The following is a 7,168-nucleotide window of genomic DNA, read 5'->3' on the forward strand; positions in this document are numbered from 1 at the left end:
ATCTGAAATTGGTCTGTTGACCGGTGGTAAAACTTTCCTTAACTGTGATTCTCTGAATCCTAAACTGTATCTCATAATTGAATATCTCCTTAAAAAGTTGATGCTTCAACTATGTTGACACATAGGGCGGGAAGGCCATTCTTTTTCTGGAGAAAACAAAATTAGATTTAAATTATATCTAAAGTCTTCAATCTCAATGTCAATTAGATGGTTCAAAATTTCTATGATTGACCATCTTTCCTCATCTGGTTTCCAGTTTGCTTGTTCTCGAAAAATACCAAGTATCAGATTTTCAAATATAAATTTATTATTTTCTAGTTGGACAATACTTCTCTTAAAATCAATCATATCTTAATCCTTAATATGGTTTAGAAAGAACACAAGCTCACGGTCGAATTGTATACGGAACTTAACTATCTGAAACGAATATGAAAGCCTCTTTTTGAATCACCATCAAAGCCAAGATTTTCATAAAATTTATGAGCAACTGATCGATCATCAGACGCTGTACTCAATAGCATGACTTTGTAACAGGATTCTCTTTGTGCAAGATCTATAGCTTTTTCTATCACAGCCCTTCCATATCCTCTCTGTCGGTGTTCGGGGTGTGTGATAACATTCTCAATTAATGCATATGACTTCTTCCCACGTGAAAGATTTGGTGTAATTGAAATATTACAAGATGCTACAATTCTATCTTTATCTATGGCAACAAAGTATGTCAGACCATCATGATTCAATATACTGGCCCACTTCTCTTTGAAGCTTCCAATAATAGAATAATCTTCTTCACTAAATAGGAATTGATATAAGGTTAGTATTTGTTCTAAATCTTCATCCACAGCTTTTCGAATGATCATGTTTTCAAAATCTCCAGGTTTTTATATGCTGAATAGAAAGAATCCACAAAATCCAGCAGTAAATCTTTTGCTTTGCTCTAATAATAGATAATAATTTTTTTTACAAATAGAATTACAACTCAGTCATATAGTAGGGCATATCATACTATTTCACCTGACTTTCCTATTGTCACACTTCTTATTGAGATTTTCAACCAATAATAAATTACTGCTTCTCATTAAGAGCAAAATGATTTGCCATGGAGACAAGTTGATGCCAATATCTGGCTTTTAACCAGGACGTAATACGGATGATTAGAGAGTTAAACGCATGGGAACTTTATTGTTTTGTCAAAACTTCTGGTGGGGTAGGATGAAATAAGAAAAGTAAAAACGTCCTATCGTCCCGGTTTTTAAGTGCAATAACCAAAATACAACTTTATTATTCCTCAGCATCTCTGGTTCGGAATATTATCACAGATTTGCTATAATAATTATGGAGGAATAAATGGAAACTGTAGTTCTTGATGGAAAATTGCTTTCATCTAAAATAGAAGAAGATTTGAAAATAAGAGTGAAAGCAATTAAAGAGAAAACAAAGATCGAGCCAGTATTGGCGACTATTCTTGTAGGAAATGATCCTTCATCAGAGATTTATGTGAATATGAAAGCAAATGCATGTAAAAGAGTCGGGTTAGGAACAAAAAAAATTGAATTGCATAAGAATACTACTACCAGTGAGTTATTAGAGGAAATTGATAAATTAAATAAAAATGAAAACATTTTTGGTATTTTACTTCAGCATCCTGTCCCAATCCAGATTGATGAAAGAGCCTGTTTTAATAAGATTTCAATTCAAAAAGATGTTGATGGTGTTACAGCATACGGGTTCGGCCAAATGTCATTTGGAGAGGATGTTTATATCTCTGCAACACCGGGTGGAATCATGAAGTTATTGAAATATTATAAAATACCTCTAACTGGAAAGAAAGCCTGTATTGTTGGAAGAAGCGCGATCTTAGGTAAACCTATAGCTATGCTTTTACTAAATGAAAATGCAACAGTTACAATTTGTCATTCCAAAACAGAAAATTTGGAAAAAATAATCAGAGAATCAGATATTGTTGTAGCCGCAATAGGAAAACCTGAGTTTATAAAATCTGATTGGATTAAAAAAGGCTCAGTACTTATTGATGCAGGCTATCATAAAGGTGGAATTGGAGATGTCGAAAAGTCATCTTATCTAAATACTTCTGCATATACACCAGTGCCGGGAGGGGTAGGTCCCATGACAATTGCAACACTTTTAAGTCAAACCGTAGAAGCAGCTGAAAAGGCATTATTTTGAAGTTAACGGCGACAAAGTACATTCTTGTACTTTGTCGAATTTTTAACCCTTAATTGGGGGAGATAGACTTAATATTGTTTTCTATAATAATCAATGGTTGTTTATACTTGCTTGTAGTACCATATTATATAGGAGAGTCAATAAATGAAAAAAAGATACATTACAATATTATTTGCATTTATATTTCTATTCCTGAATTCATGTGTGTCGAATCAAAATGTGGATTATTTGTCCCGTATAAGTGAAATTCCAGCAAAGAATTTTGAAAATTATACATTTGATCCAAATAGCAATATTGCCTCAAGAATAAATGATACTCCTGATTTGATTTTGAATTACCTGATGACTATGGATAACACAGATAACTACACATCCTATTCAATTAGTGAAGACGAAAAGAATCAATTTCTTGAATACTATAATCTTCTTCCTGCCATGAATAAGAGAATAATGGATGAGAAATTAATCGGAATCTATTTCGTAAATAATTTATATGGAAGTGCATTAGCTGATTATGTAATTTCAGATGATTTAAAATTATACAATATTTTAATAATCAACCCTGAAAGTATGAAACATAGCATTACAGATTGGCTAAGTTACCGTGAAAATTCTTGCTTCATAAATAGCAATAACCAAATTGAAGTAGAATGTGGAGATGCATACACAGGGTTACTATATGTTCTTCTTCATGAATCAACACATATAGTTGATTACAATCTTAGTATCACTCCCTTTACGGAATATTCCAGTTTTAAAGCTCTTAATAAAAGATTTGATAGAAATAATATATTTTACAAAGAATATTGGGATAACTATAATGTGCCAAGGGATAAATACAAGAAGGAATTCATGGAAGGAATTACTTTTTACAATTTGAATAGTGGACCGAAAATTGATTTCGCTGATGCTGAGACCATTTATAATGAATTATTAAATACTCCGTTTATTTCAATTTACTCATGCATGAGTTGGGCTGAAGACTTGGCAGAATTAGCAACATGGTATCATTTCTCAGAAATATTGGATCAACCATACAAAATTAATATAGCAGTCAATAGTGATAATGTTATACAGATAAATCCTCTAGATAACAGATTAGTACGAGATCGACTATCAGTAGTGGAACAGTTATACGAATAAGTTCTTTAACATTCATTCATAAAACGTCATCCTGAATGTCATGGTTTCTGCCTTCGCACAAACCACACCATAATTCTTGTTACATGAAAATGAGAGTTACATTGATTGACAGAATTAATAATTGAATTAAGGAAGTTTCGCATTAAAAAGATTCGTTTTTCAATCATTCTATTATTAGCTCTCCTTAATTTCTCATGTACAAATAAACAAAATGAGAATAAGAAAAAAATAGATGTTGGAAATTTTAGGTATGAACTATTTGATGACCTCTCTGATTGGGTAGTATCAGATATTTCCGAATATCTTGAAAAGAACTATCTCCGAATACTTGAAGATTTACAAATTAAACATATTCCTAAAACTACAATTAAAATTTGGTTCAATGAGGAAAATTTCTTAGAGATTCAAGAAATGAGTATTGGAAATAGATATCCTGGATCTACAGGATATATAAATAATAACGAGATTTGTATTCTTTATACTGGAAACAATACAGCAGAAACCGCTCTACATGAGTTTGCTCATCTTGTTTCACTCAAAATAAATCCTGAGTTAGACAACAATCCAAGATGGCTATGGGAAGCAATAGCAATTTATGAGTCAAATTGTCCAAGATTGGAACCTAGCAGATTTTCACAATTATCAGTTGAGAATTACCCGACTTTATCAGATTTAAATACGGACTTTAATTCAAGTCAAACTATATACGATATTGGATATACCCTTACTGAATTTATTTTATATAAATGGGACTAAGAATATGCGTCTAATGTAGTAATTAATGTAGAATCGTTATTGGAATAAAATCAATATGACGAGTGGATCTAATAATTTTGGAATGGTTTATACAATGAAAGAAGATAAAATGTCCATAAGGAAATTAAATTGAAAGTAAATCAGATGATTCCCATTGCTACAGAACGATTGTTCTTAGATAGATTCTACCCTGATGATTGGGTAAATCGATACAAAATGGAATTATCTCCAGAACAGCACAGGTATCAAAGCGAGACATTTAATCCACAAACTGAAAGTGAAATCAAATACTTAATTAATAAACTTATTGATCAGGATTATAATAATAAGACATTACCATTTATTTTAGCAGTTCGTTTAAAAACGACTAAAGAGTTTATTGGCTTTATTGGTCTAAAAAACGGTGGGTACGATAATAAATTAGAAAATGAATGCCAGGTAGAAGTGTATTTTTCTATCTTCAACGATTATTGGAGTAAAGGCTATGGAACTGAAGCTCTAAGAGCTATCATTGCTTTCGGATTTCAAAACTTAAAGCTTCATAGAATATTTGCTGGTTGTGATATTGAGAACATTGCTTCAAAATCAATAATGGAAAAGGCTGGAATGAGATTTGAAACCTTTTGGAGAAAAGACAGAAAAAGAAACGGTAAGTGGACTGATGGTTTTGGATTTTCAATTTTAGATGAAGATTTTATTTAGTATCATACCGGTCTCTTCATGAAGAATAGAACCTTTTGACAGACAGTCTGGAAAAGAATTGATTTTTCTCGATGATAAAATAATGGAGTGCATATGTCTTTCAATAAGATTTTTATTTTTAGTATTTTCTTGATAATACCAATATTCTCTTTTGCAGATAATCGCTGGATTGATTCTTCGGCTGACATCGATCCCCATCTTCAAGATATTGCATTTATTGCCGAAGATGATTCATTTTACTACCGCCTGTTACTTTATAGAGGTGGCTTCGAACACATTACAGTTAAAATAGTAATTCAGAAATATACGATTGATTATTCAGATATGGAAAAACCTTATAAACTTTCAGGTTCTATATTTATAGATGAGCTTGGAACAGCCCATAATCTGGATGTAGATTCAGTCTCTGAAAATAATGGTGAATATAAAATCTGCCTTAGTGGCGTAAACACTTACAGTTTTAAAGATGTTGATGTTGTTTTAACTATGGATAAAAACCTAAGTTACAAAGTAGAGTTTTTTTCAGATGGTAGCTGATCTGAAAAAATGTATAATAAAAATGATGATGAATTTACGTATGTAGAGTATTTTTTTAATAATGAGCATTAACAATTAGGGAAATAGTGAATAAGAAAATCGCTTTAAATTACATACTATTCACTTATTTTATTTCATGGACATTTTTTGTAATGGCATAATTTGTACCTGAGACATTTCATATGCTTTTACTTTTCCTGGGCGCCTTCGGTCCTATATTATCTATTCTTCTTACATTGAAATTTCATGGAGAAAAAGAGGATGTGGCATCGTTTAAAGAGAGAATCCTGAAATGGAAAGTCCCTTTTAAATGGTTCTTATTTCCTGTCTTATAGTGGTTGTCACACAATTAATAGATGCATCAGGTCAAATTTCATTGGGATCTTATGAGTTCAATTATACCGGAATTAAAGAACTATATATGATCATCACAATGGTATTGCTGATGATCATTGGTGGGGGCCAAGAGGAAATAGGATGGAGAGCTTTACTTCTTCCATAATTATTGAAGAAATACTCACCATCTTCATTTTTTGTAGGAACAACGTGGGCATTCTGGCATATACCATTGTATTGGTCATAGTAAGCATCCTTTGTGTCATCCCCTTAAGTTTTGGTGGTTCTTAACTCAAGGGTAGAGGCCCATCCCGGTGTTTGCTATGACTTTTGCATTTTTGGGGAATTCATATTGCAGAAGTGGGAACTTTTAGATTGCAGATCCGGGGAATTCTATGATGCCATATACAAGTCTCGTTATATTTAATCAGTATTCATTATATGATTACATTTTTAATATATAAGTATGAGGAGTTGAAATTGAATTTTAAGGTCTATTGGAAAGAAAATTTCTATTTTATATTTTGCTTGGTAATTACTAGCGGGTTTTATTTTGGGATATTTAAACTAATGCCTAAAATGTTAGAAGATACATCTTTTTTAACAACAGGTATCGTCTTTATTGTATATATAGTATTTATTTTTTTGTTTTTTTTAATAAGTCATATTACTCTAATTGGCCATCTACAGGGTAATGCTATTCAAATAACTACGAAACAATTCCCTGAAGTTTATTATTTGCTTGAATCACAATGCGAAACTCTTGGGATTAAAAGATTACCTACACTTTATTTAATACAGTCAGGCGGGATTTTGAATGCATTTGCAACACGATTAGCTGGTAAAAACTATGTGGTATTATATTCTGATATTTTTGAAAAGGCATATTCTGATGGAATGGACGTTGTAGAGTTTATTCTTGCACATGAATTAACTCACTTAAAACGAAATCATATCTTAAAAAGACTATTAGTGTTCCCTGCAAATATAATTTTATTGCTTTCATTTGCTTATAGTCGAGCTTGTGAAGTTACTTGCGATAGCTTTGCTTCAGAAATTTCCCCTTCTGGATCTACCAGAGGATTAGTTTTATTGTCAGCAGGAACATCCCTATATTCAAAAGTTAATATTGAAGAATATCTTTCTAATGCTAATAAAAGGAAAACATTTGCAAAATGGCTATCAGAAATATTATCGACTCACCCCCATATATCAAAACGAATTGATAAGTTGATGGAACAGCAAAAATAATATTTAAGATACATAAAACACATATAAGAGTTCCAACCGTCAAGGGATATAGGCGCTCTTGATTAGAAATGCCTCAGTTTTACAGAATTGATACTTAAATATAATCAATTGTTTATTCTGAAAGCAGTATGCGCATTCCGGTGAAAGTTGCCACCTGTTCCGGACGAAAGTTGCCACTTCATAGGCATCATTCAACCTGTTAATTGTTCTTACATCAAGTGGCAACTTTCAGTCAATATTTTTTGCCCTTTTCTTC

8 protein-coding genes are annotated in these 7,168 nt (G+C 31.8%); 6 read left to right on the top strand and 2 right to left on the bottom strand.

Annotated elements, in window-relative coordinates:
- Positions 1-105: 105 nt before the first annotated feature.
- Together DV872_RS25375 and DV872_RS25380 are read right to left on the bottom strand one after the other, a co-directional pair.
- The gene (locus DV872_RS25375) at positions 106-348 is read right to left on the bottom strand and encodes a DinB family protein (protein ID WP_114632775.1); all 243 of its coding nucleotides are present in this window, start codon (positions 346-348) and stop codon (positions 106-108) included.
- A 65-nt stretch (positions 349-413) separates the two neighbouring features.
- The gene (locus DV872_RS25380) at positions 414-860 is read right to left on the bottom strand and encodes a GNAT family N-acetyltransferase (protein WP_114632776.1); all 447 of its coding nucleotides are present in this window, start codon (positions 858-860) and stop codon (positions 414-416) included.
- A gap of 487 nt (positions 861-1,347) precedes the next feature.
- Here DV872_RS25380 and DV872_RS25385 point away from each other — a divergent pair, with 487 nt between their 5' ends.
- The 6 genes from DV872_RS25385 to DV872_RS25410 all read left to right on the top strand — a co-directional run bounded on the left by DV872_RS25385 (position 1,348) and on the right by DV872_RS25410 (position 6,912).
- Positions 1,348-2,187: a tetrahydrofolate dehydrogenase/cyclohydrolase catalytic domain-containing protein gene (locus tag DV872_RS25385; protein WP_114632777.1), complete on the top strand. Its 840-nt coding sequence runs from the start codon at positions 1,348-1,350 to the stop codon at positions 2,185-2,187.
- A gap of 144 nt (positions 2,188-2,331) precedes the next feature.
- The gene (locus DV872_RS25390; RefSeq protein WP_114632778.1) at positions 2,332-3,330 is read left to right on the top strand and encodes a hypothetical protein; all 999 of its coding nucleotides are present in this window, start codon (positions 2,332-2,334) and stop codon (positions 3,328-3,330) included.
- Between the two features lie 105 nt (positions 3,331-3,435).
- On the top strand, positions 3,436-4,086 hold the full coding sequence (locus DV872_RS25395) for a hypothetical protein (protein WP_114632779.1): 651 nt from the start codon (positions 3,436-3,438) through the stop codon (positions 4,084-4,086).
- Between the two features lie 129 nt (positions 4,087-4,215).
- Entirely contained in the window at positions 4,216-4,788 is a 573-nt protein-coding gene (locus DV872_RS25400; protein WP_199563545.1) for a GNAT family N-acetyltransferase, read from the top strand.
- Positions 4,789-4,881: 93 nt separating this feature from the next.
- Positions 4,882-5,325, top strand: coding sequence for a hypothetical protein (locus tag DV872_RS25405; protein ID WP_114632780.1), 444 nt, complete (start codon positions 4,882-4,884; stop codon positions 5,323-5,325).
- Positions 5,326-6,231: 906 nt separating this feature from the next.
- Entirely contained in the window at positions 6,232-6,912 is a 681-nt protein-coding gene (locus DV872_RS25410; RefSeq protein WP_158547185.1) for a M48 family metallopeptidase, read from the top strand.
- Positions 6,913-7,168 lie beyond the last annotated feature (256 nt).

The sequence above is a fragment of the Oceanispirochaeta sp. M1 genome (assembly GCF_003346715.1).
Lineage (GTDB): Bacteria > Spirochaetota > Spirochaetia > DSM-2461 > DSM-2461 > Oceanispirochaeta.